Origin of the sequence: Desulfogranum mediterraneum DSM 13871, from assembly GCF_000429965.1 — a bacterium.
GTDB classification, from domain to species: Bacteria; Desulfobacterota; Desulfobulbia; order Desulfobulbales; family Desulfobulbaceae; genus Desulfogranum; species Desulfogranum mediterraneum.
Genome location: NZ_AUCW01000014.1, coordinates 28536 through 53244, shown reverse-complemented (window position 1 = coordinate 53244; position 24709 = coordinate 28536). Strand labels below are relative to the sequence as shown.

General features: G+C 57.6%; 21 protein-coding genes. 17 read left to right on the top strand and 4 right to left on the bottom strand.

Annotated elements, in window-relative coordinates; translation table 11 throughout:
• Nucleotides 1-164 precede the first annotated feature (164 nt).
• The 13 genes from iorA to G494_RS22290 all read left to right on the top strand — a co-directional run bounded on the left by iorA (nucleotide 165) and on the right by G494_RS22290 (nucleotide 12614).
• Complete coding sequence (iorA, locus tag G494_RS0106755) at nucleotides 165-1976, top strand: indolepyruvate ferredoxin oxidoreductase subunit alpha (protein WP_028583920.1); 1812 nt, start codon at nucleotides 165-167, stop codon at nucleotides 1974-1976.
• Entirely contained in the window at nucleotides 1976-2560 is a 585-nt protein-coding gene (locus tag G494_RS0106750; protein WP_028583919.1) for an indolepyruvate oxidoreductase subunit beta, read from the top strand. The genes iorA and G494_RS0106750 overlap by 1 nt, the downstream gene beginning before the upstream one ends.
• Before the next feature lie 170 nt (nucleotides 2561-2730).
• Entirely contained in the window at nucleotides 2731-4032 is a 1302-nt protein-coding gene (locus tag G494_RS0106745; protein ID WP_028583918.1) for a phenylacetate--CoA ligase family protein, read from the top strand.
• Nucleotides 4033-4092: 60 nt separating this feature from the next.
• Nucleotides 4093-4524, top strand: coding sequence for an ACT domain-containing protein (locus G494_RS0106740; protein WP_028583917.1), 432 nt, complete (start codon nucleotides 4093-4095; stop codon nucleotides 4522-4524).
• A 237-nt stretch (nucleotides 4525-4761) separates the two neighbouring features.
• Entirely contained in the window at nucleotides 4762-5919 is a 1158-nt protein-coding gene (locus G494_RS0106730; protein WP_028583916.1) for an ABC transporter substrate-binding protein, read from the top strand.
• A 57-nt stretch (nucleotides 5920-5976) separates the two neighbouring features.
• Nucleotides 5977-6867, top strand: a complete 891-nt coding sequence (locus G494_RS0106725; protein ID WP_028583915.1) for a branched-chain amino acid ABC transporter permease — start codon at nucleotides 5977-5979, stop codon at nucleotides 6865-6867.
• Entirely contained in the window at nucleotides 6867-7955 is a 1089-nt protein-coding gene (locus tag G494_RS22295; RefSeq protein WP_051305465.1) for a branched-chain amino acid ABC transporter permease, read from the top strand. The genes G494_RS0106725 and G494_RS22295 overlap by 1 nt, the downstream gene beginning before the upstream one ends.
• A 22-nt stretch (nucleotides 7956-7977) precedes the next feature.
• Complete coding sequence (locus tag G494_RS0106715) at nucleotides 7978-8736, top strand: ABC transporter ATP-binding protein (RefSeq protein WP_028583914.1); 759 nt, start codon at nucleotides 7978-7980, stop codon at nucleotides 8734-8736.
• A gap of 65 nt (nucleotides 8737-8801) precedes the next feature.
• Nucleotides 8802-9527 carry an ABC transporter ATP-binding protein gene (locus G494_RS0106710; RefSeq protein WP_028583913.1) on the top strand — a complete coding sequence of 242 codons (726 nt, stop codon included), beginning with the start codon at nucleotides 8802-8804 and terminating at the stop codon, nucleotides 9525-9527.
• Between the two features lie 105 nt (nucleotides 9528-9632).
• Complete coding sequence (locus G494_RS0106705) at nucleotides 9633-10931, top strand: phenylacetate--CoA ligase family protein (RefSeq protein WP_028583912.1); 1299 nt, start codon at nucleotides 9633-9635, stop codon at nucleotides 10929-10931.
• Nucleotides 10932-10944: 13 nt separating this feature from the next.
• Nucleotides 10945-11439, top strand: a complete 495-nt coding sequence (locus G494_RS0106700) for a hypothetical protein (protein WP_028583911.1) — start codon at nucleotides 10945-10947, stop codon at nucleotides 11437-11439.
• 145 nt (nucleotides 11440-11584) lie between these two features.
• Nucleotides 11585-12289 (top strand): FKBP-type peptidyl-prolyl cis-trans isomerase, encoded by a 705-nt coding sequence (locus G494_RS0106695; RefSeq protein ID WP_028583910.1) that lies wholly within the window; start codon nucleotides 11585-11587, stop codon nucleotides 12287-12289.
• Between the two features lie 106 nt (nucleotides 12290-12395).
• A complete protein-coding gene (locus G494_RS22290) occupies nucleotides 12396-12614 on the top strand; it encodes a hypothetical protein (RefSeq protein ID WP_035245732.1) in 219 nt (72 codons plus the stop codon).
• A gap of 439 nt (nucleotides 12615-13053) precedes the next feature.
• On the opposite strand, the gene G494_RS22285 is transcribed toward G494_RS22290, so the two are convergent.
• Nucleotides 13054-15063 carry a methyl-accepting chemotaxis protein gene (locus tag G494_RS22285; protein ID WP_051305464.1) on the bottom strand — a complete coding sequence of 670 codons (2010 nt, stop codon included), beginning with the start codon at nucleotides 15061-15063 and terminating at the stop codon, nucleotides 13054-13056.
• Between the two features lie 1090 nt (nucleotides 15064-16153).
• Here G494_RS22285 and G494_RS0106675 point away from each other — a divergent pair.
• From G494_RS0106675 to G494_RS22280, 3 genes are all read left to right on the top strand, one after another.
• A complete protein-coding gene (locus tag G494_RS0106675) occupies nucleotides 16154-18625 on the top strand; it encodes a response regulator (protein WP_028583909.1) in 2472 nt (823 codons plus the stop codon).
• Between the two features lie 136 nt (nucleotides 18626-18761).
• Nucleotides 18762-19550, top strand: a complete 789-nt coding sequence (locus G494_RS0106670) for a helix-turn-helix domain-containing protein (RefSeq protein WP_084456505.1) — start codon at nucleotides 18762-18764, stop codon at nucleotides 19548-19550.
• Between the two features lie 134 nt (nucleotides 19551-19684).
• A complete protein-coding gene (locus G494_RS22280) occupies nucleotides 19685-20176 on the top strand; it encodes a C-GCAxxG-C-C family protein (RefSeq protein WP_051305463.1) in 492 nt (163 codons plus the stop codon).
• Nucleotides 20177-20359: 183 nt separating this feature from the next.
• Here G494_RS22280 and G494_RS0106660 read toward each other — a convergent pair whose 3' ends face one another.
• The 3 genes from G494_RS0106660 to G494_RS0106650 are packed head-to-tail and all read right to left on the bottom strand — an operon-like array spanning nucleotide 20360 to nucleotide 23135.
• Nucleotides 20360-21220, bottom strand: coding sequence for an alpha/beta fold hydrolase (locus tag G494_RS0106660; RefSeq protein ID WP_084456502.1), 861 nt, complete (start codon nucleotides 21218-21220; stop codon nucleotides 20360-20362).
• The gene (locus G494_RS22275) at nucleotides 21187-22041 is read right to left on the bottom strand and encodes a DUF362 domain-containing protein (RefSeq protein WP_051305462.1); all 855 of its coding nucleotides are present in this window, start codon (nucleotides 22039-22041) and stop codon (nucleotides 21187-21189) included. Before G494_RS22275 ends, G494_RS0106660 begins: the two co-directional genes overlap by 34 nt.
• An 11-nt stretch (nucleotides 22042-22052) precedes the next feature.
• Nucleotides 22053-23135, bottom strand: coding sequence for an LptF/LptG family permease (locus G494_RS0106650; protein WP_028583906.1), 1083 nt, complete (start codon nucleotides 23133-23135; stop codon nucleotides 22053-22055).
• A gap of 506 nt (nucleotides 23136-23641) precedes the next feature.
• Between G494_RS0106650 and G494_RS0106645 the strand changes: the two genes are divergently transcribed.
• Nucleotides 23642-24670 (top strand): DHH family phosphoesterase, encoded by a 1029-nt coding sequence (locus tag G494_RS0106645; protein ID WP_028583905.1) that lies wholly within the window; start codon nucleotides 23642-23644, stop codon nucleotides 24668-24670.
• Nucleotides 24671-24709 lie beyond the last annotated feature (39 nt).

Below are 24709 nucleotides of genomic sequence, written 5' to 3'. Positions count from 1 at the left end.
GGCTGGATGTCCCGGCAGCGGCTGTTTGCTTTCCGGCAGAGAAGAGTGGTGCCGGTTGCGAAACTGCCGGGGGCAGAGCGGTTTGTGACCATGGATTTAACCTGAATACTCATCAGGAAGGGCCAGTTTGACCAGCCTTATGAGGGAGAAGAAAGGAGGAGGATGTGGTTTTTGATAACGAGACAAAACTTTGGCTTTCCGGCAACGAGGCAATAGCTCTGGGAGCCTGGGAGGCAGGGATTACCTTGGCTTCCGGCTATCCAGGAACCCCGTCCACCGAGATCATGGGCCATTTTGGCCAGTATGACGGGGTCTATGCCGAGTGGGCGCCCAACGAGAAGGTGGGTCTGGAGGTGGCCATCGGAGCCTCCTTTGCCGGTTCCCGGGCCCTGGCCACCATGAAGCATGTGGGGTTGAACGTGGCGGCAGATCCCCTGTTCACCGCCGCCTATACCGGTGTCCGTGGGGGCCTGGTGGTCCTGACCGCCGATGATCCCGAGATGCACAGCTCCCAGAATGAGCAGGATAACCGCAACTATGCCTTTGCAGCCAAGCTGCCCATGCTCGAGCCCTCTGATCCGGCCGAGGCCAAGGAGATGATTGGCCGCGCCATCAGCCTCAGTGAAGAGCTGGACACCCCGGTGATGTTTCGGATTACCACCCGCATCGCCCATGTCAAGGGGGTGGTGGAAAAGGGCAGCCGCGGCGAAGTCCCTACCCCTGGGATCGAGAGGATGCCGGCCAAGCTGGTGATGCTGCCCGGTAATGCCCGGGTCCGCCGTCGGGCCGTGGAAAAACGGATGGCCGCTGCCGCCGAGCTGGCAGAGACCCTGCCGGAAAATCGGATCGAAGCGGGCAGAGGCAGCCGTGGCTTCATCGCCGCCGGAACCTCCTATAACTATGTCAAAGAGGCCTTTCCCGAGGCGCCGGTACTTAAGCTGGGCATGGTCTGGCCCCTGCCCGAGAAGATGATCCGCAGCTTTGCCGAGTCTGTGGAGGAGCTGGTCATCGTCGAAGAGCTGGATCCCTTCCTGGAACTGCATATCAGGGCTATGGGCATCGACTGTCACGGTGAGGACATCATCCCCAACCAGGGCGAGCTCAACTCCCATATCGTCAAGACCGCGGTGGAGCCGGACAGCGCTCCGGAGCTGTTCGAGCCCCTGGAACTGCCCATGCGGCCGCCGAACATGTGTGCCGGTTGTCCCCACCGCGGCCTGTTTTACGGCCTCTCCAAGATGAAGGATGTCTTTGTCTCCGGTGATATCGGCTGCTATACCCTGGGTTTTCTGCCGCCCCTGTCTGCCATGGATGCCTGTGTCTGCATGGGCGCCTCCATCTCCATGGCCCACGGCATGTCCAAGGCCCTGGGCAAGGAGGGAGAGGGGAAGCTGGTGGCCGTGCTGGGTGACTCCACCTTCATGCACTCCGGGATGACCGGACTGCTCAACACCGTCTACAACAAGTCCTCTGCCACCACCATCATCCTGGATAACCGGATCACGGCCATGACCGGCCATCAGCAGAATCCGGCCTCAGGCAAGACCATCTCCGGCGAGCCTGCCAGCGCCATCGATTTTGAGCAGCTCTGTACGGCCCTGGGCGTACCGCGGGTGGTGGTGATCAATCCCCACGATATCGACGAGACCCGTCGGGTCCTCAAGGAGGAGATCAACTCCCCGGATCCATCGGTGATCATCAGCCGGGCACCCTGTATCCTGCTGCCCGAAGAGGTCCGGCGCAAGAAGCCCACCTACTACACCAATCTGGACAACTGCACCGGCTGTACCGCCTGTGTGCAGATGGGTTGTCCGGCGGTGAGCTGGCACCCCATCACCCCTGAAGAGGCGGTGGAGCGGGGCTATCGGGAGAAACAGCGGGGCTATGCAGAGATAACGGAAGTACAGTGTAATGGTTGTGGCCAGTGCGCAGCGGTGTGTAAGTTTGACGCCATCACCAGAAGGGAGGAACAGTAATGAAGCAGAGTGGAAACATACTCTTTTCCGGGGTTGGCGGCCAGGGCATTCTCCTGGCCAGTGAGTTGACGGCCCATGCCCAGCTGGCCGGCGGCTATGATGTCAAGAAGTCCGAGGTCCACGGCATGGCCCAGCGGGGCGGTTCGGTGGAGGCCCATCTCCGTTATGGGGAACGGGTCTACTCGCCCCTGATCGATCCGGGCAGTGCCGATATCCTGGTGGCCTTCGAGATCCTGGAGGCGGTCCGCTACCTGCCCTACCTCCATAAGGACAGTGCCGTGGTGGTCAACACCCAGAAGATCCTGCCCCCGGCCGTGGCCCTGGGCAAGGCGACCTATCCCGAGGATATCCTGAGCGAGTTGACCTCCAGGAAGATCAACGTGGTTCCCCTGGATGCCTTTGCCATTGCCGAGGAGGTGGGCGAGCTGCGTACGGTCAATGTGGCCATGGTCGGTGCCATGTCCAACTTCCTGGCCGTGGATCCCCAGGTCTTTTTGGATGTGATCGATCGGGCCGTGAAGAAGCCCTTTAGAGAGGTCAACAAGCAGGCCTTTGAGGCCGGACGTGCGGCGGTCTATGCTTAAAGGGTCAAGGCCGTCTTGAACCGTCTTAAGACGTCTTAAGGCGTCTTAAGTCGGCTTGGGGCCCCTGCGTTCCATGCTTGTTGAATCATCGTGCACTGCCAACAGCTTGTCACCGGGCCGCAGATCCTCGGATCCGCGGCCCGGGAGAAGGAGAAGGAGAGGAAAAAGAAATGATCTGGGTTGAAGAAGTAGAGTCCTTACCACGCCCGGGACTGGAGTCCATTCAGTTGAAGCGACTGCAGCTCCAGGTGCAGCGGGTCTATGAGACGGTGGCCCCCTACCGCAGCAAGATGGATGCGGCCGGGGTGAAACCGGCTGATATCCGCAGCCTGGCGGACCTGAAGTATCTGCCCTATAACACCAAAGACGACCTGCGCGATAACTATCCCTTCGGGCTCTTCACCGTGCCCATGGAAGAGGTCATCCGGGTCCATGCCTCCTCAGGCACCACCGGTCAGCCTACGGTGGTGGGCTATACCGAGGCCGACATTAAGCTCTGGGCCTCGGTGATGTCCAGGGCCCTGGCCATGGCCGGGGTCACCCGCGGCGACATGGTCCACAACGCCTACGGCTATGGCCTGTTCACCGGCGGCCTTGGTGCCCATTACGGCATCGAGGCTCTCGGGGCCACGGTCATTCCGGTCTCAGGCGGCAACTCCAAACGGCAGATCACCATCATGCGGGACTTTGGTTCCTCGGTCCTGCTCTCCACCCCCTCCTATGCCCTCAACCTGGCCGAGGCCATGGCCGACGTGGGGGTCTCCCCGGAAGAGCTGAAGCTGCGGGTGGGAATCCACGGGGCTGAGCCGTGGAGCGAGTCCATGCGTGAGGAGGTGGAGCGGAAGCTGGGCATCAAGGCCGTGGATATCTATGGCCTTTCCGAGATCATCGGCCCGGGTGTGGCCATGGAGTGCCTCCATACCGATCGGGGGATGCATATCCTGGAGGACCATTTCCTGCCCGAAATAGTTGATCCCGATACCCTGGAGCCCCTGCCCTACGGCGAGGTGGGCGAACTGGTCTTCACCACCCTGACCAAGGAGGCCTTCCCCCTGATCCGCTACCGGACCAAGGACATCTCCCGCCTGATCGCCGAGCCCTGCGCCTGCGGCCGGACCCTGGTGCGGATGGAGAAGGTGATGGGCCGGACCGATGATATGCTGATCATCCGCGGGGTCAACGTCTTCCCCTCCCAGCTGGAGCATGTTCTGGTGGGCATCGAAGGGGTGGAGCCCCACTATCAGCTGGAGGTCAACCGCGAAGGCAACCTGGATACCATGTCGGTGCTGGTGGAGGTGAGTGAACACATCTTCTCCGATGAGATTCGGGTCCTGGAGGGCTTGACCAAGAGGATCCAGTCCGATGTCAAGGATATATTGGGCGTGACCTGCAAGGTCAAGCTGGTGGAGCCCCGCAGCATCACGCGTTCCGAGGGCAAGGCCCAGCGGGTGATTGATAACCGCAAACTGTAGGGTTTGCCTGTGCAATCGTCGACTCGCAAGGGTCGACCTATCGAACCAGGAGGAAATGGGATGAGAGTAGAACAGATCGCAGTTTTTCTCGAAAATAAGTCAGGACGTCTTGCCGAGATCACCCGGATTCTGGCGGAAAACGAGATCAATATCCGCGCCCTGTCCGTGGCAGACACCGCTGACTTCGGTATCCTGCGACTGATCGTCGACAAGGTGGATGCGGCCAAGGAGAGTCTCCAGGCCGGCGGCTTCACCGTGGGCAAGACCGATGTCATTGCCGTGGAGGTCCCGGATCGGACCGGCGGCCTGGCCAGTGTGCTCGATACCGCCAACGATGCCCAGCTCAACGTGGAGTACATGTATGCCTTTGTCAACAAGAGCGGCGAGAACGCGGTGTTGATCTTCCGTTTTGACCGGATGGATCAGGCCATCAGCGTCCTCCAGGAGAAGGGCTTTGTCCTCCTCTCCGGCGAGGAGATCTGCGCCCTCTAGGCGGCTGAGAGCAGGGGCTCTTTCCCAGGCGATGGTGCAGCCTTGGGCTTGCGACCAAGGCCTGGGCCTGCAGCCCCATGCCGGTCCGGAGGTCGGATATTTTAAGGAGAACATTGGAGCAAACTCTGAAAAATGAGGTTGTTCAAAGGAGCGCTGCAGAGAGCGCCCCGGGCAGGCAGGAACGGTACATCTTCAAGGTAGCCTAACACCATAACACCATAACAATGGAGCGATAGAGTGAGACTACACAAAGGAAAAAAGATCGGAGCACTGCTGCTCGCCTGTCTCCTTGGAGCAGGTTTAGCGACGGCCCAGGCCGGGGTAATCAAGGTCGGCGCCATCTTTGCGGTGACCGGTGGCGCCTCCTTTCTGGGCGGGCCTGAGGCACGTACCGCAGAAATGGTGGTCGAGAAGGTCAATGCTGCCGGCGGCATTAATGGCGATACCATAGAGTTGATTGTCAAAGACTCGGCAGGCAGTTCAGAGAAGGCCATCTCTTTTGCCAAGCAGCTCATCGAAGAGGAACAGGTCCTGGCCATCATCGGCCCTTCCACCTCCGGCGAATCCATGAAAATCAAGCAGATCGCCGAACAGGGCAAGACCGTGCTGCTCTCCTGCGGCGCTGCCGAGGTGATAGTTGACCCTGTCGGTCCGTATGTCTTTAAGACACCGCAAAAGGACTCCTTTGCTGCCCGTAAAATCTTCCAGGACATGAAACGGCGCGGGATCAGCAGAATTGCAGTGGTGGCCGGCAATACAGGCTTTGGCAAGGCGGGCAAAGGGCAGCTCTTAAAGATCGCACCCCAATTCGGGATAGAGGTGGTCGCTGCCGAGACCTATGATAAGAAGTCCACAGACCTGAGTGCCCTGGTAGCGAAGCTCAAGGCTGACAGCGGGATCGAGGCTGTGGTCAACTGGTCCATCGTCCCGGCCCAGGCGATCATTGCCAAGAATATCCGTCAGGCGGGTTGGCAGGTCCCCCTCTACCAGAGCCATGGTTTCGGTAATATCAAGTATGTGGAGGCTGCCGGAGCCGCTGCCGAGGGCATCATCTTCCCGGCCGGCCGCCTGCTGGTGGCAGATAGTCTGCCGGACAGTGATCCCCAAAAGGAGCTGCTGCTTGAGTACCGCGATGCCTACCAGGCGAAATTTAAGGAAGCAGCCTCTACCTTTGGTGGGCACGGTTATGATGCCATAACCATCCTGCTGCGCGCCATCGAGCTGGCAGGAAATGATCGTGACAAGGTTCGCGACGCCATTGAGCAGCTGAAAGGTTTCCCAGGAACCGGCGGGGTCTTTACCTTCTCTGCCGAAGACCATAATGGCCTGGATATCGATTCCTTTGTGATGCTGACAGTGAAAGACGGCACCTTTGTGCTCTACAATGGGCAGTAATACAGCCAATATTGGCGGGGCCCTTCGGGTTCCCGCCTTTTTTAGGTTCATACGGTTATGACCCCAGACCTTTTTTTTCAGTACCTCTTTGCCGGTGTTACCTATGGTGCGATCTATGCCATCGTGGCCATCGGTTTCAATATCATCTACAACACCACCGGGATCATTAACTTTGCCCAGGGTGAGTTCGTGATGCTGGGCGGGATGATCGCCATCTCTCTGCATCAGGTCATGCCGCTGCCCCTGGCCATCACCCTGGCGGTGGCACTGACCATGGTGATCGGCGCGGCCATCGAGATCATCTTCATCCGCTGGCTGCAGAGTCCCTCGGTGCTGCGTTTGATTATCATCACCATCGGGGTCTCCATCCTCCTGCGGGAGGCGGCTCTCCATATCTGGGGGGAGTCCATCCGCAGTTTGCCCTACTTCTACGGCAACGAGATCAGCTCCATCTCCCTGGGCTCGGTCCATCTCTCGCCCCAGGTGCTCTGGGTAATCGCCGCCTGCGGGATCATGGTGGCAGGGCTCAGCCTCTTCTTTAAATACACCCCCACGGGTCGGGAGATGCGGGCCTGTTCCGCCAACCGGACCGCGGCCATCCTCTGCGGGATCAGTACCCGCAACATGGTGACCCTCTCCTTCATGCTCAGCGCCGGCATCGGTGCCGTGGCCGGCTGCGTGATGTCTCCCATCACCTATACCCAGTACGATTCGGGCACCGGGCTGGCCATCAAGGGCTTTACCGTGGCCATCCTCGGCGGTCTGGGCAACTCCATGGCCGCGGTGGCGGCCGGCATCCTCCTGGGCATCATCGAGGCCTTTTCGGTCTCTGTGGTGCCCCTGGCCTTCCAGGATGCCATAGCCATCACCATCCTCCTGGCAATACTCTTTGTCAAACCCCATGGTCTCTTTGGCTCCAGTGTGGCGGCGAGGTTGAAGGATTTTTGATGAACAGCATAAACAGATATAAGATTCTCGGCCTCGCCGGCTTGGTGATCGCGGTTCAGCTCCTGACCCAGTTTACCGGCACCGCCTTTTACCTCACCCAGCTGACCATGTCGGCCTACTACGGCCTGGTCATCATCGGCCTGGGGGTGTTGATGGGCTATGCCGGCCAGCTCTCCATCGGCCATGCCGGCTTCTTTGCCATCGGCGGTTATCTCTCGGCCGCGCTGACCACCCATAATCTCCTCTCCTATAAAGACTCCCTCTGTATCCGGCTGTTGGAGCGGGCAGATATGCTGGTCCTGAGCGAGGACATCTACGGCGATGCCCTGCTCACCGTGGTCCCATGGGGCGCCTGCCTCATGGCCGTAGGAACGGCCGCCCTGATTGCCCTGCTCCTGGCCGTTCCGGTGCTCAAGCTCAAGGGCCACTACCTGGCCATGGCCACCCTGGGATTCGGAACCATCATCTACCGGATCCTCCTGGCGACGCCGTACTTCGGCGAGGCCGACGGGATCTCAGACGTGCCCCCCTTTCAGCTGCTGCCCGCCCTGGGGGGACTGCCGCCGGTGGTGGTCAGTGGTTCCTTTGATAACCGGGTGGTCAACTACTACGTGGCCTGGGGAATCCTGATCGTGGGGATGCTGCTCCTCTTGAACCTGATCAACTCCCGGGTGGGCCGGGCCCTGCGGTCGCTGCACAGTTCCGAGGAGGCGGCCGAGGCCGTGGGGATCAACACCTCCCGCTGCAAGGTGCAGGTCTTTGTCCTCAGCGCCGTCTACGCCGCCCTGGCCGGGGTTTTTCTTGCCCATTACAATGCCGGGATCGGGCCCAGCGAGGCCGGGGTGATGAAGTCGGTCCGCTACGTAGCCCTGGTGGCGGTGGGTGGAATGACCAACCTCTGGGGAACCCTGCTCATGGGGGTCAGTCTGACCTTTCTCTCCCTGCGCGGGGTCTTCGGCAGCCTGGACGATGCCGTCTTTGGGGTGATCCTCATCGGGGTGATGCTCTTTGCCCCGGAGGGGATCCTCAGCCTGCGCCGTTTCCTTGTGCCGGCCAAAGACGCGGCCCTTAAACGAGATGAACCCTAGCCTGTCCCCCTGGTGAGCAGCCATGCTTGATATTCAGTCATTGCACAAGAGATTCGGCGGACTCCATGCCGTCAACGAGGTCAGTTTTTCGGTGGAGAGCGGCCTGATCAAATCGGTGATCGGCCCCAACGGTGCTGGCAAGACCACCCTGTTCAACCTGATCACCGGTAACCTGCCGCCCTCTGAGGGGGAAATCTGCTTCCAGGGGACCCCGATCCATGGGCGTAAACCCCACCAGATTGCCGCCATGGGGATGTCCAGGACCTTCCAGAACATCAAACTCTTCCACGGCATGACCGCCCTGGAGTGCGTGATGGTGGGCTGTCACAGCCGCAGTAAGGCCGGTTTCATGGCCGGGATGCTCAAGCTGCCTTCCACCTGGCGGGAGGAGCAGCGGATTTACCAGCGCTCCATGGAACTGTTGGAACTGCTGGAGCTGAGCGATTATGCCCAGGTGGAGGCCACCAGCCTGGCCTTTGGCCAGCAGCGGGCCGTGGAACTGGCCCGGGCCCTGGCCAGTGAACCCAAGCTGCTGCTTTTGGATGAACCTGCTGCCGGTCTCAACATCTACGAAACCGCCGAGGTGGCCCGCCTGATCTGTAAGATCCGCGATATGGGCATCACCGTCCTCCTGGTGGAGCATGATATGTCCCTGGTCATGGAGATCTCCGATGAGATCGTGGTTCTCTGTTTTGGTGAGAAGATCGCCGAGGATACTCCCAAGAATATCCAGCAGAATAAAGAAGTTATCCGCATCTATCTGGGGGAAGATGAGGGCTGAAGTCCGAGATGTCCGGCAGAGACGCAGGGCAACCTGCCTTTTTTTGATCACAATGAGCGGCAAAGATGCTTAAAATTCGAAACCTTGATGCCGGTTACGGCAAACTGCGGGTCCTCAAGAACATCTCTCTCCATGTCAAGGCCGGTGAGATCGTGACCATGATCGGAGCCAACGGTGCCGGTAAGACCACCCTGCTCCATACCATCATCGGTCTGGTTCGGGCCAGCGCCGGTGCCATAGAGTTTCAGCAGAAGGAACACACCGGTAGTTGTGCCCAGAAGATCGTTGCCGCCGGCTGTACCCTGGTGCCCGAGGGGCGTCAGGTCTTTGCCTCCATGACCGTGGAGGAGAACCTGATCCTTGGTGGCTACATGCTCCAGCGCAGGGAAGGCAAGGACGCGGTGCTCCGGGAGCTGCAGTACCAGTACGACCTCTTTCCGGTGCTCCGGGAGCGGAGGGAACAGTATGCCGGCACCCTCTCCGGCGGAGAACAGCAGATGCTGGCCATGGGCAGGTCCCTGATGTCCAGGCCCAGGCTGGTGATGATGGACGAACCCTCCACCGGGCTGGCGCCGCTGATCGTCAGGGAGATCTTCAAGATCATCACCCGGCTGCGTGACGAGGGCAACACCGTCCTCCTGGTGGAACAGAACGCCACCGCTGCCCTGGGCATCGCCGACCGCGGCTATGTGCTGGAGGTGGGCAAGGTGATACTCCAGGGCCCTGCCGCCGACCTGCTGGCCAACTCCGATGTCCAGCGGGCCTATCTGGGGCGGGAAAAAATCGGCTGAGCACCTGGTTGGTGCTCCGGGGCGATGCGCCCCTCAATTGGCGTAACAGGGCAGGGAAATGCTGCCTGGTGCTGTTAAGAGTAATCTCAACTGTAGAAGAAGCTAATGTATTGGGAACCGGAACGAGAATGTATGGCGCGGGAAGATCTGGAGCAGTTGCAGCTGGAACGATTGCAGTCCACCCTCTATCGGGTGGGAACCCATGTGCCGTTTTATCGCAAGAAATTTGATGAGTTGAAGTTCAACTACGACGATGTCCGCTCCCTGGATGATATCCGACGGCTTCCCTTTACCGAAAAGCAGGACCTGCGCAGCAACTATCCCTACGGCCTCTTTGCCATCCCCCTGCGCGATGTGGTCCGGGTCCACTCCTCCTCGGGCACCACCGGCCTGGCCACGGTGGTGGGCTACAGCCGCAACGACATCCGCACCTGGTCCAACCTGGTGGGTCGCGTCCTCACCGCCGCCGGGGTGACCAACAACGACGTCATCCAGATCGCCTTTGGCTACGGCCTCTTTACCGGCGGCTTCGGCCTCCACTACGGGGCCGAGCGGATCGGGGCCTCGGTGATCCCCATCTCCGCGGGCAACACCAAACGCCAGATCCAGATCATGCAGGATTTCAAGACCACGGCCCTGGTCTGTACCCCCTCCTACGCCCTGGTGATGGCAGCGGCCATGATGGAGATGGGGGTGAACCCCAACGGCCTCTCCCTGCGCTTCGGCCTCTTTGGCGGCGAGCCCTGGTCCGAGGCCATGCGCACTGAAATCCATGAAAAACTTGGCATCACGGCCACGGATAACTATGGTTTATCCGAGGTCATGGGTCCCGGGGTTGCCGGTGAGTGCCAGCAGTGCAACGGCCTTCATATCAACGAGGACCACTTTCTCCTCGAGGTGGTGGATCCGGTGACCCTGGAGCCGGTGGCCGAGGGTGAGGTGGGTGAGTTGGTGATCACCACCCTGACCAAGGAGGCCTTTCCCATGATCCGCTACCGGACCCGTGACCTGACCAGGTTTATCCCCGAGCCCTGTGCCTGCGGCCGGACCATGAAGCGGATGCAGCGGGTGATGGGTCGTTCCGATGACATGCTGATCATCAAGGGGGTGAATGTCTTTCCAATCCAGATCGAGAAGGTGCTCTTTGAGGTCGAGGGTACCGAGCCCCACTACCAGATCATCGTTGAGCGGGAGAACCATACCGACAAGGTCACGGTCCTGGTGGAGGTGGTGGAGGCGATCTTCTTTGACGAGATGAAGAAACAGCGGCAGATTGTGGACCATATCAAGGCCCGTCTGGCCGCCGAGCTCGGGGTCAGCGTGGAGGTGAAGATCGTTGAAGAGAAGAGCATTGAGCGTTCCATGGGCAAATCACAACGGGTGATCGATAAACGGAAAATTTAGAGGAGAGACCCCTATGGCCAAGATCCTGAAACTGTATCGAGCTGTTCTGCTGTTGATGCTGGCCCTGGTCCTTGTCGGCGTGGCCCCTGTCCGGGCCGATGATGGTCTGAACGGTTGGGAAAAGGGGGGCGCCTATGACCGCCTCTATCAGGTCTCTGAGCTGGATCGGCTCAAGGGCGATATCAAGAAGATCATCCGGCTTGAGCCCCTGCCGGGGATGGCTCCGGGGATGGGGTTGATACTCAAGGATGGTGATGGTGAGCAGGTAACCGTCCACATCGGTCCTGTTGCCTTCTTGGGGAAAAATATCGGTCTGAAGCGGGGCGACCGGGTCAAGATTCGCGGTGCCTGGGCGGAAATCAATGGTGAGGATGTTTTTCTGGCGGCAAAGATCAAAAAGGGTGATTATTTTAGCCTGAAGGTTCGTCTGACTAAGAATGGAACCCCGTTCTGGGCCATGACTCCAGAGGAGCTGGCCCACGAGCGTGGCCAGGCCCAAAAAAAGTAATCCCTGGCTGCGGTCAGGGAAGGTCGGACCAGAGGCATTGAGCCGATCTTGTTGTTCATGGTTCCATGGGCAGGAGGTCGGATTTTCAATAACCGGTGAGTGCACTTCGGTGCCGCCGGTTATTTCTTGTTAGGAGGAGAACTCTATGAAAGGTTTTGTGTCTACCGTGCTGGTAGGGTTGTTAATGGCCGGAGGGGCGGTTGCCGCAGAGAAGCCGGCTGCCTTGGAAACGGAACAGCAGAAGTTAAGCTACGCCATGGGACTGGACCTGGGGACCTATTTCAAGGGCCTGGGAGAGGAACTGGATATGGACGTGGTTCACCGGGCTATGCTGGACGCCTACACCGGCAAGACTCCGCAGCTCAGCGCTGAAGAGGCAGGCCAGATTCAGCAGGCCTTTGCCAAGCGTCAGCAGGAAAAACAGATCCAGAAGACCGTGGCCATGGTGCAGAAGAATCGTCAGGCCGAGGAGGCCTTCCTGAGTGCCAACAAGGCCAAGGAGGGGGTGGTTGAGACCGAATCCGGCCTCCAGTACAAGGTCGTCAAGCAGGGCAAGGGCGTCAAGCCCCAGCCCACGGATACCGTTAAGGTCCACTATAAGGGCACCCTCCTGGATGGGACCGAGTTTGACAGCTCCTATGCCCGCAACGAACCGGCCGTGTTCCAGGTCAATCAGGTCATCGCCGGCTGGCAGGAGGCCCTGCCCCTGATGGAGGTGGGCTCCACCTATGAACTCTATATCCCGGCCAAACTGGCCTACGGAGATCGGGGTGCGCCTCCGGTTATCGAGCCCGGCTCCATGCTCACCTTCCAGGTGGAGCTGCTGGAGATCCCTGCTGCTGAAAAGTAGGCCTGCAGGATGCTGAACCGAGGCCCGGAGCAGCCGCATAGGCAGCCGCCATACCCAGGGGGCGGCTGCCTGCATCTCTTGTGAACTTCTCTTAAAGGAGTGGAGCATGGGAAAAGAAAAGGCCTTGAAAAAGAAATGCTGTGCCAAGTTTCGCAAAAAGGGCAAGCCCTGCAGTCGCTGTCCCCTCTTTGCCAGGGAGTGTTCCTCCTGCGATCTCAGGGGGAGGGAGTGTCCGGACAGGGGCCAGGATCTGAGCAAAAACAAAAAAAAGAAGAAAAAGAAGAAGAGCGATTCCAAGAAGAAGGAAAAGAAAAACAGGGTCTGAAGCCTTGAACAGCTTGCTTTTCTAACCGTTTGCTTTTCTTTAAGGAGTTGAATGCCGGGTGTTGCCACGATGCAAGCCCGGCATTTTTTTTGCTGACACCTTGGGGAGCAGGGGAGAGCTTCATGCCTTGTGCCCAGGGGGATGGACAGTGGAACTGGTCCGGGAAACCGGGACAGGCCGATTGCCGGATCATCATCATCTCCAGTGAACAGGCCTGACCGCCGGTCTCCCGCTCCGGCTGCCCCCCTGAGCGGGGGGCGCAGCCTGGAGAGCCGCCAGCTGAAACAACTGTGGGCCACCTTGAAAAATTGCTTTTTTTTCCAATCTCGGCGTTGCACTCAAAATTTTATCCTCGGAATATCAGATATATGCCTGCGGTAAAATTTATCGTGCGCCTTGACCTTGATCGAAAAATCTAATTTTTCAAGGTACCCTGTGGTTAAAATTTAAAATTCCCTACAATCTCGCTGAGCTGGGACGAGTTAGTCGACAGGTTCCTGGCATTGACCTCTACCTCCTGACTACTTTGAGAAATACTCTGGGCTGCAACCGACACCTCTGAGATGTCTCTGGTGATATCGGTCGCCACTGCCGAACTCTGACTGACGTTCTCGTTCACCTCCTGAATCCCCTGGCTCGCCTGTGAGATATTTTGAGCTATCTCGCTGGTAGCTGCGGTCTGTTCCTCAACCGCCGTGGCAATGGATCCCACGGTATCGTTCACCCCGCTGATGACCTCTGAAATTTTTCCGATCTCGGACCCGGTTTTCTCTGTGGTACCCTGAACATCCTCAATCAGGATCTTGATTTCGAGGGTGGCCTCGGCGGTTTGTTTGGCAAGTTCCTTGATCTCGTTGGCCACAACGGCAAAACCTTTGCCAGCCTCTCCTGCGCGTGCAGCTTCGATGGTGGCATTCAGTGCCAGCAGGTTGGTCTGCTCGGAGATTTCGGTTATGGTTTCAGTTACTCTACCAATTTTTTCTGCAGCCGTGCTCAGCTCTTCCATATTCTTTGAGGCCTCTTCAGCTTGATGGACGGCATCCATGGAAACACCACGTGCCCTTTCAGCATTTTCAGCGATCTCATTGATGGTGGAACTCATTTCCTCGGCAGCGCTTGCAACCATATTTGCATTGGTGGAGGATTGTTCCATTGCAGCAGCAACGCTGTTGAGATTGGCGCTCATCTCTTCGGCGGCAGTGGCCACATTGGTTGCACGCTGTGAGGTGTCGTCAGAGTCGGTCAACAGATGGTCTGAGATCTGGGTGAGAAGTCCGGAGCTGGAATTGACACTTCCTGAGCTGTCGGCAAGTTTTTTGACTATCTTCTGTAATTTTTCAATAAACAGGTTGAACCATTCGGCAAGTTCACCCATCTCGTCTCTTGACGCAATTTCGAGGCGTTTGGTCAAATCCCCCTCACCTTCGGCAATATCCTTGAGCATGTCAGCTGCACGGGCAATGGGCCGGGTAATGGTGTTCGCCAGAAAGAGCCCGAGCAGACTGAAGGCTGCCACAAGCAGAGCGGCCATGATGAACAGAACTTTGGATAAGGCCACGGCAGGTTCCATGACCTCGGTCTTGGTTATCAGGCCGATGAATTTGTAGCCAAGGGTGGGGGAGCTGTGGATCGTTGCCAGGAAGGTCTCCCCATTCAGCTCCAGTTCGGTGGAACCGCTCTCCATGGCGTTCAGGGTGATAAAGGCCGGTATCTGCAACTCGCTTAATTTTTTGAAACTGGAGTCTGGCATCTGCGGGTTTGCCAGAATAGTACCATCACTCTGGGCCAGGATCACATATCCGCTTTTGCCGATCTGTACCCTGTTGATCAGGTCGGTCATGATCTTCAGGGAAACATCGATCCCTGCAACACCGGCGAGCTCCCCGTCGATTCCCTGCACGGGCGCTACCACGCCAAGAACCGCGGTCTTGGTGGATAGGGTCATGTATGCCGGGGTAACGATGAGTTTGCCGGCATGGACCGCGTCTTCATACCAGGAACGTTTTCTGGGGTCATACCCTGCCGGCATGGCACTGGGAGCGGAGGAGCCGTATCCGCCGTAGCGGGTACCCATGTACACTTCCAGGTAGGAAGGGTCGGAATCCTGGACAACCTTAAAATAGTCGTGCATTGCCACGGCATAGTCACCGGAATCTTGTGGGCGAATCAGCTGTTTGGCTGTTGTCTCCAGGTAATTGGGGACGCTCTTGTCGGCCCGTATGCTGGTAGGGCTGGCCACCAGCAGTTTGACGGCACTCTTGACGCCGTCCAGGTAAAAGGTGAAACCATGGTCTATCTGGGCCAGCTCACGGTTTGTTGAGCTGACAAAGGCCTCAAGGGCCCCATGCTTGATATTCTGCAGCAGAAAGAAGGACAGAATAAGGGTGGGGGTCAGGGTGATACCGGCAAATGCCAGTATCAGTTTTTTCTTGAGTGTCAGCGAACGCATTTTCTTCTCCTGAAGTTGAGAACGGTTTCTTGTCTTAATGTGGTGTTACGGTGTTTTTGTTTCTGTTGGCAAGGCGGCCTGCCTGCCTATACGGCGACGACGGAGTTCCCGTAACCCCTTAAGGAATGTCTGGAATGTCTGGAATGTCTGGTGAGCTTTTGGCTGATGGTACAGAGAGGCTGGAGAAGGCCACTGTGCAATGGTTGATTATCGTTCAATCTTTTTCCGGGATAACACTTGACCAGTGTGCCTGTTTTTCACCAGGCATCGGCAGCTGTCTTGCCTGTAGGCCCTGGAAAAGGATCGTTGACCATGGGACTTTTTTCTACCCTGCAATCTGTACGATGCGGGCAGTAACATTTTCCGGAAAAAAGATCATCTGCTTTTCGTGGATCCCCCATGCTCTTTTAAGAAAACCAGGGGGTACAAAAAAGCCGTATGGCCTCATTATGTCAAGTTAAAAAGTCGGAAAAACCCGACCGTGGGGCAGGGATGATGGAACAATATGGGACTCTCAGGATCTGCCAATGTCTGGGCAGCGAGGGCTCTTCCCTCTCTTCAGGCCACCTTGAAAAATTGCATTTTCTTCCAATCACGGCGTTGCACTCAAGGTTTTATCCTCGGAATATCAGATATATGACTGTGGTAAAATGTATCGCGCGCCTTGACCTTGATCGAAAAATCTCATTTCTTGGCTGTCATTCCCGAGCAGGCCGCAATCCGGGGCTATTTAAGGTGTCGATATGTTGATTTCTGCCAGAGTGCACCACCGGCAATATTTTTGGCCGCGGACTTCTCCTGGAGCAATCGTCAACTCCTGGCGAGCGGCTTGTTGGGCAACTTGGCTGAGTGGTCCGACCTTCCTATTTGTTTACTTTTTGGGATAAATCAGTTACCTGTGGCTGGCTAGTCTGAATCGCTGTTCATTTTCTTGCTTGGCGATCATCTTCATATCCATTTTTTTATGTTGATCTGGTCGGTTTTTGGAGTGCAGGTCCGGTGGAGGGAAGGCGGCCCGGCTCTGAAGCAAACCAGAGGCTGGGGGACTGATCAGAGAGTATGTTTTCATTTTTATTGAGGGATGCGTTAGATGGGATATTGCAGGAAAAAGGGAACAAGCCGATCTCCCAGAGGATGGTTTTCGCTGCTGCAGCTGCTTGCCCTTGTCTGCTCCTGCAACACCTGGGGGCAAGAGCTCAGTGTTGAGGAGCAATCATGGCTTGAGAGCAAGGGCGAAGTCGTCTTCGTCAGCCAGAGCCTCTATCCTCCCTTTGAATTTGTGGATAATGACCAGAGCCGGGCAGGGATGTGCTTGGAGCTTGTCCGCTGGATTGCCACTGAGTTTGGAATGAAGGCAAGATTTCGTGACATGCCCTTTAAAGCTGCTCAGCGGGCCGTTTTGGCTGGCGAGGCCGATGTTATCACCAGTCTTTTTTTCAGTGAGGAGCGTGACCTGAGCTTTGATTTTTCCCAGATGACCTGGGAGGTGCCGGCCCTTATCTTTGTTGACCGTGCTCGACCCGATATCACCCATCTCCCAGATCTGCAGGGTAAGCGGGTTGCCATGCAGCATGGCGATTATGCCGCTGAATTCCTGAAATCCAAACAGATTGACTATGAACTGGTGTCCACCGCCACCTTTGCCGAGGCTGTGAACCTGGTGGTGGCAGGCGAAGCAGATGCTGTTATCGGAGACGAGCAGATCGTCTTGTATCACCTGTTCAGTAACAAGCTGACCAAACGGATCAAATCGGTGGGAGCACCGCTTTACACCGGCCAGAACTCTCTGGGGCTCAAGCAGGGGGCTGTTGAGCTGCAATCAATCCTCAATAAAGGCATTGACCTGGCCCGTGAGCGGGGAGTCTTTTCCACCATAGCGCGTAAATGGACCGGCACCATCTATGAACTGCCGGTTCCCTGGTACGTGCAGTATCGTCTCCAGTTACTGCTCGTTTTCGGAGGTCTGTTGGCCCTGTTTGCCCTCATTTTGTTCTGGAATGCCCAGCTGCGGAGGACCGTGCAGGGCAAGACAGAGGATCTTCGCAAGAGTGAAGCCCATCTGCGGACCCTGATCAACACCCTGCCGGACCTTATCTGGCTCAAGGATCCGGATGGGATCTACCTGGGCTGCAACCCGAGATTTGAACGTTTTTTTGGTGCCAAAGAGTCTGAAATTATAGGTAAAACAGATTATGACTTTGTGGGGAAGGAGTTGGCGGATTTTTTCCGTAAACATGACAGAAACGCTGTAGCTGCAGGCAGGTCTGTTGTCAACGAAGAAGAGGTGGTCTACGCCGATGACGGTCACAGGGAGTTGCTGGAAGCCATTAAGACGCCGATGTATGGAGATGATGGCGTCTTGATCGGGGTGCTGGGGATTGCCCGTGACATCACGGAGCGGGAGAACATGGCGATTCGCCTTCAACAGGCAAGTAAGATGGAGGCGATTGGTCACCTGGCCGGTGGGGTGGCCCATGATTTGAACAATATCCTCTCCGGCCTGGTCAGCTACCCGGAACTGCTCCTGATGCAACTCCCGGAGAAGAGTCGATTGCGCCATTCCGTCGAGGTCATTCAGGAGTCCGGCATACGCGCATCTGCAATCGTGGCAGACCTGTTGACCGTTGCCCGGGGAGTTGCTGCGGGCAGGGAAGTGGCCAATCTGAATAGCCTGATCGAGCAGTATCTGGGCTCACCGGAATACGATACCCTCAAGGATTTACACCAGAGGGTACGATGCACGGTACAACTTGATCCTGACCTGCTCAACCTCTGCTGCTCCCCGGTCCATGTGGTAAAATGTATTATGAATTTAGTGACCAATGCGGTGGAGGCTGTCCAAGGTGAGGGGGCTGTTGAGATTGCTACCCAAAACCGATATCTGGAGTACCCCCTTGTCGAAGATCAGTATCTGGAAAAAGGGGAGTATGTGGTGGTCAGGGTATCAGATACAGGCCTAGGTATCTCTGAGGAGGATAGAGAACGTATCTTTGAACCCTTTTATACCAGAAAGATGATGGGAAGAAGTGGCACCGGACTGGGGCTCTACATCGTCTGGAATACCGTGCACGATCACCACGGCGCCATTGTGGTGGATTCCGGGGAGAGCGGAACCACCATGGAACTCTTCTTCCCTGCAAGCAGAGAAGGGCTGGCAGCCAGGAGTGAAGGTGTCAAGCTGGAAAGTCTCAAAGGAAAGAGAGAGCAGATTCTGGTTGTCGATGACGAGCAGCTTCAGCGGGAAGTCGCAGCCAAGATGCTTGAGTCGCTCAACTATACGGTTGATACAGTGAGGTCTGGTGAGGAGGCGCTTGACTATCTTGATCAAGGCAACGTTGATTTGGTGCTTCTCGATATGTTGATGGCACCAGGCATTAACGGCCGGCAGACCTATGAGCAGATTCTTACCCTGGATCCCGGGCAGAAGGTCATCATTGCCAGCGGCTTCTCTGAACATGATGAGGTAAAGGCCACCATTCGACTCGGGGCCAGTGGTTTTATCAACAAGCCATATACCATGGAGACGATTGGTCGGGCCCTTAAGGAGGTCTTGGCCGGCTGATGTGGACCGTTCAAACGTTTCAACCTCCCTTTAATTAGAGTACATGTAGAGTACAGGAGCGTTGCCACTCCCCCTGTCGCAGTTGTTTTTTTTGGGGGGGGGGCAATTATCAAGCCATGGGATCAGGCAAAGCCAGATGAGGACATTTTCTCCGGGTTCACCCTTCAGCGATTATATTCACTGTTACTGGCTGCTCAGCGCTGCGGGCGTTAATCATCCAGAGATGGTCTCCCCTGTCTCTCTGGATGGGGGGCTGGCACTGGTCTTCAATCTTGGTGATCCTGTGCTCTGCACTGTCGACGATTCCAGATCGGTCCGTATGGAGGGCGATTTTCTGGTAGGGTCCCTTGGTCAACACCTTCAGGTCACGGCTACAGGCTCCTTATGCCTGTTTGGGGTGAGCTTTACCCCGGAGGGCCTCTATCCCTTCTTTTCCATGCCTCCTGTCGATCTCTCCAATCTCTGTGTCGAAATGGAAGAGGTCTGGGAACTCAATGGCCTGGGGCTGGCAAAGAGGATTCACGCCGCCGCACCTGGCCCAGCAGGCCTTATTCAAGGCTTTGAGACCTTTTTTGTGCAAAGGATCGCTGCCTTCAGAGCGCACAGCCGCCATCTTGAACGGGCGGTGGCTCTTATCCGCGCCTCCCAGGGGAACATTCTGGTGGGGAGAGTCGCTGAATGCCTGCAGCTGAGCAGCCGTCAGCTGGAGCGAACATTCACAAAGCGTATCGGCATCCCGCCCAAGCAGCTTTGTCGATTAATCAGGATCAAGCAGGTGTTGCGCCGGATTCAGGCGGGGGAAAAGGATCTCGCCTCCATGGCCGTGGCAGCTGGTTTTTTTGATCAGGCCCATTGTTGCCATGCTTTCAAGGCCTCTACAGGGAGCAGCCCTGGGGAGTTTTTGGGCAGGGCCCAGGGCCGGTAGCTGAGGGTATGTGCAGATTTCCCGGTAAATCTGAGAGCCAGGGTCGTATTCGTACAATACAGCCTGGTGCGAATTTTTTACTCTGTCTCCAGGATAGAGTTTTTTCAGATCTATGGCCACACCCAGGAGGCTCCATGAACCCAAAGAGACAAGACTCGGAAGATATACAGCAAAAAATCAGCACAGCGATTGAACATCTCAAGGCGGGCTGCTCCTGTTCCGAGTCTGTGCTGCTGACCTATGGTCCGCAGTTGGGGCTCGAGCAGAAGCTGGCGGTCAAGATCGCCAGCGGCTTTGGTGGCGGCATGGGCATGGGGGCTACCTGTGGAGCAGTGACGGCCTCAATCATGGTTATCGGCCTGCAACACGGTCCTGCGAGCGGAGCAGAGCGCGCTGTACGGGCGCTCAGTTCTGAATATGTTGGATCCTTTGTGGAGCTTTTTACCAGGAGAAACGGATCGGTCTGCTGCAGGGATTTGACCGGGGGCCTTGATCCCTCCACCGCCGAGGGGCGGCAGCAGATTCGGGAACAGGGCAGGGTGGAGGATGTTGTTGCCGAGGCGATCCGTACCCTGGAGCAGCTTGTACCTGCAGGCGATGGCCAGCGGGCGACTCCTGCTGCCTGAGCAGGGACGGTAGCCGAGATTCTTTCTCCGGGATCATCCAGCCGCTCTCTGGCATCTTCTCTGGAACTGCCCTTGAGGCTGGCTGAGTTTGGCTGGCAGTCAGGGAAAAGAGGGGGCCGGCAGCCTGGGAGCAGGTCTGCCCCCTGGCTCTCTTGAAACCGTGAACAGGCCGGGCCGAGTCCGTCAGAGCGTTCTGTCGAGAAAGGCGGCAATCTCCTGGCTGACGATCTCGGGCTGCTCGAGGTTGGCAACATGGCCGGCATCGGCGATCAGTTCTAACAGCGAACCCGGGGTGGCGGCAGCCATCTGTTCCGCCTCGTGGGGAGGGCGCGGCAGATCATCCTTTCCGGCCATGAAGAGGGTCGGGACCTGAAGTTGGCAGAGGCGCGCCATAAGGTCATTCCTGGCAAAGATTCCCCGGCCCATTGCGACGATGGTGGGGATGTTTGCAGGAGGGATGGCAAGCAGGGTCTCGCGAAACGCTGCGACCATTGCCGGACGCTCGGCCATGGTGAGCGGTGAAAAGAAGATGGGCGCAATCTGCTCGGCGAGCGGCGGGGGCACGCTGCCCAGTTGGGCGATCATCTCCAGCATGCCGAAGTAGTGCTGCCTGCTCTCCTCGGGCTCTGCTCCCACAAAGGAGTCCATGACCACAAGGGCCCTGACGGCCTTGGGCTGTTTCAGCGCCAGCTGGATCCCCCACATCCCGCCAACCGAGAGGCCGACCAGGGCATACTGTTTCAGTTCCAGCTTTTCGGTAAATTCCAGATAATCGTCTGCCAGTCTTTCGATGCTGATCTCCTCATCCTCCTCCAGTGGATCGGAGCAGCCGTGTCCCCAAAGGTCCGGCACTATACAGCGAAAGGATTTTTTAAGTGCCGCGACCTGGGGCGCCCACATCCTGTGGTCCCAGAGATAGCTGTGGCCAAAGACGACGGGAAAGCCCTGTCCCTGGTCCTGGTAATGGAGCTGCCTGTTGTTATTCAAGGTGATGGAGGGCATGATACTTTTTATCCTGTAGCGTTGTTTTTGTTTGGGGTGCATCGTGACGAGTCCACCTCAACCAGTCTGAGCGGGCTTGCCTGCCCAAGTTCCCGGTGGACCATCCGGATATGGTCGATCTCCTGCCAGTCCTTGCCCAGCAGTTCGGCCCCGTAGGCGTCCGTGGCCACCGGGTCTGCCGAGGCGACCAGCCGTCCCACCGGCGGCTGACAATGGCGGCCCCAGAGGTGGGCCTCGGCCATGCCCGTGCTGGCATCCAGGAGGGTGAAGTCCGGGCTGCGATAGCGGTTGAGGTCGGCGATGGCGGCATGAATCTCCCCGTGGAAGGCGGACTTTTTCCAGCCGCCGCCCTGTTGGTAATGGTCAGGGGGGGGCAGACCCATCATGTTCTTCATGGTCAGGGTCACCCGGGCCAGGGTATGGGCCTTGAGAACCGGTACCGAGAGCAGGAAGCTCTCCAGGGCTATCCGGGGCAGCTGCATCCTGGGCCAGCGCAGGCAGCGTTCTGAGGAGAGGGCGACGGAGGGCTCTTGGTTGAGGTCCAGCAGGGGGACCCGGAGTTCGGCGGCCAGCCTGGTGTAGCCCAGCTGGGCAAAACAGTGGTCGGTCTCGTAATGGAGGGCGGCCGTGCCCTCGGCGATGATGATCTCGGCAGCGCTCCGTTTACGGAGGTAGCGGACCAGGGCGGCCACCAGCTCCACCGGGGTGGTGATCGGCGGCGGCAGGGCCTCCACCAGGTTGGGCTTGATCAGGATCACATCCTGGCCACCGATCCGCTCGGGCAGGCCGGCCGCATCGAGGAGCCTGCTCAGCCCGGGATCAGCCCCCTGGCTGGAGGAGGAAAAGACCGTGCCCTGATCCATGATCGGCCTGCCTAGCCCTCTTCCCTGACCAGCAGCGAAAAACCCAGGAGCATCATCAACAGATGGACACTGAGGGCGGCGATCATGGGGCTGAGATAGCTGGCCTTGGCCAGGGACTGGAGGGTGCCCCAGATGCCCCAGCAGGCAAAGGCCATGCCGCAGCTGACCGGCACGGCCAGGGAGAGGTCCTTTCCCCACTTGCGATAGACGATCAACAACAGGGGCAGCCCCAGAAAGAGCAGGGGCAACCCCAGCAGGGTATAGGAGATCCGGCCATAGAAGTTGGCCCAGGCCATGTTGGTCTCATCCGGTGAGTTCTGGTGCCTGGTCTCCTTGTAGAGATCCAGCAGCGAGAGTTCCAGGGACTGGTACTCGGGCACAAAGAAGTTCTCCGGTCGTTCGGCAAAGCCAAACTCCCGGCTGGTGAAGAGTTCGGTGGAGAAGTCACTCTTGCCCCGGGCCTGTTGGATCTGGCCCTTGTGCAGGGTCCAGGTCCCGTCGGCCCAGCGGGCCTCCCTGGCCGCGATATTGGTGGTCAGCTGATACTCCTCGTCCCAGGAGGTGTAGGAAAAGAACAGGAAATTATCGCTGCTGGGCGAGGGGCGGGCAAAGGAGTAGAATCCCTCCTGACCCCGGTAGTAGTAGCGGCCGCTGCGGTAGATCCCCAGGGGGATCCGTCCCTTGACCTCCTTGTGCCAGATGCGGTTGGTCTCGGCCACGGTCTTGGGCAGGACAAACTGGGACATGGCCAGGAAGAGCAGGGTAAAGAGGAGGCCACCGCCCAGGATGGGGTAGGTGATCTTTTTTAAGGGGATGCCGCCGGCCTTGAGGGCGATCAGTTCGTTGCTGTGGTTGAGGATCCCCAGGGTGACCACCCCGGCCAGGAGGATACAGACCGGCCCCATCTGCTCGACGATAAAGGGGATGTTGAGCAGGAAGAAGTGGAACACCAGGGCCATGGATTTGCCCTTTTCCAGAAAGTTGTCGATCTTCTCAAAGAAATCGATCAGCAGGTAGATGGCAATAAAGCCTGCCATCAACATGAAGATGTTGCGGAGAAACTGGAAAAAAATATAGCGGTAGAGGAGAATCACTGGCCTTTGCGGGGTAGAGGTGCTGGTATGCAGGCTGATTGTCGGGCTTGTCGTCTTCGCAGGCTGGGGGATCGTCGGGCGCGACAGCGTCGGCCTGCCTCATCAGCCGCCGACAGACCACCTCCAGCCAGGATATTCTTTACCATGCCTGTTCTAAAAGCAAAAGCGATTGTTGGGGCACTCCTGCCGGGAGATGATCCCGGGAGGGCAGGGGCTGGGTACCAAGCTCTGAGTCTGGGAAGGGGGCAGGGGAGGGTCGGGCTGAGGCAATGCTTGCTATTTTTGAAAACTCTGTGGTATAGTGTTCCTTTTTGAACCCGTTTTTGTCGGGAAGAAAAGGAAGATGTACCATGGATCAGTTGTTAACAGAAAAGACCCTGCCGGGCGCTCTCTCTTCTGGAGCTACGCTTATTCCTCCAGAGGATACCACTGTTGCTGCTGATTGTTGATGCCACTGCGCTCCATTGCTTAAGGACTGTAGTGGTTTTTTTTTGCCATCGTAGACTATGCTTAAACGACTGGAAAAGATAGCAGATACCGTCACCCAAAGCGCCAGCAGGAACTCTGCCTCAACCCGGCTCAATGGTTTTTGGGACATCTTTGAACGCGATGATGAGGTCCTCATCCTGATCAGCGCCGATCCCGATGCCATTGCCTCGGCCATGGCGGTCAAACGTCTGCTCAGTTACCGGGTGCAGAGTGTGGCCATCGGCTATCCCAACGAGATCCGTCGGCTCAACAACATCACCATGGTGGATCGCCTGAAGATCCCCATCGAACGGATGCACACCCTGCCGGTCAAGGAGTACTCCAAGCGCATCCTGGTGGACTCCCAGCCGACCCACCACACCTGCTTTGAAAAGATTCAGTTCGATGCGGTCATCGACCATCACCCCGTTACCAAGGGATGGGACGCCCAATTCATCGATATCCGGCCGGAATACGGGGCCGTGGCCTCGATGATGGTTGAGTACCTGCGGGCAGCGAATATCAAGCCATCGGTGGCCCTGGCCACGGCCCTGTTTTACGGGATCAAGGTGGACACCCAGAACTTTCAGAAAAAGAATATGCAGACCGGCGATGGTACCTCCTTTCGCTACCTCTTTAATATCGCCAACCTGAACCTGGTCAGGAAGTTTGAACTCACCGAACTGCGCCGCTCGGAACTCAAGTACTTCCGCATAGCCCTCAACGAGGTCAAGAGCCGCAAGGGCCGGGCCTATGTGCACCTGGGCCGGGTGGGCACCCCGGATATCCTGGTGATCATAGCTGATTTTTTTAATCATGTGGACAAGTTCGACTGGGTGATCGTCTCCGGTGTCCATGGCGAGAAGCTGGTGGTGATTTTCCGTTGTGACGGTTATCGTAAAAATGCCGGCAAGTTGGCCCAGAAGACCTTTGGCGAATACGGTCCTGCCGGTGGACACAAGGAGGCTGCCAGGGCCGAGGTTCCCATCAAAAACCTGCCAATGCGTGAAAATCAGGAGTTTACCACCAATACCCTGATCCGGATCATCACCCGCTACGTCAAGTAGCCTGCCGCCCTGGGAGGAGGCTTGGGGGAGAAGATCGTC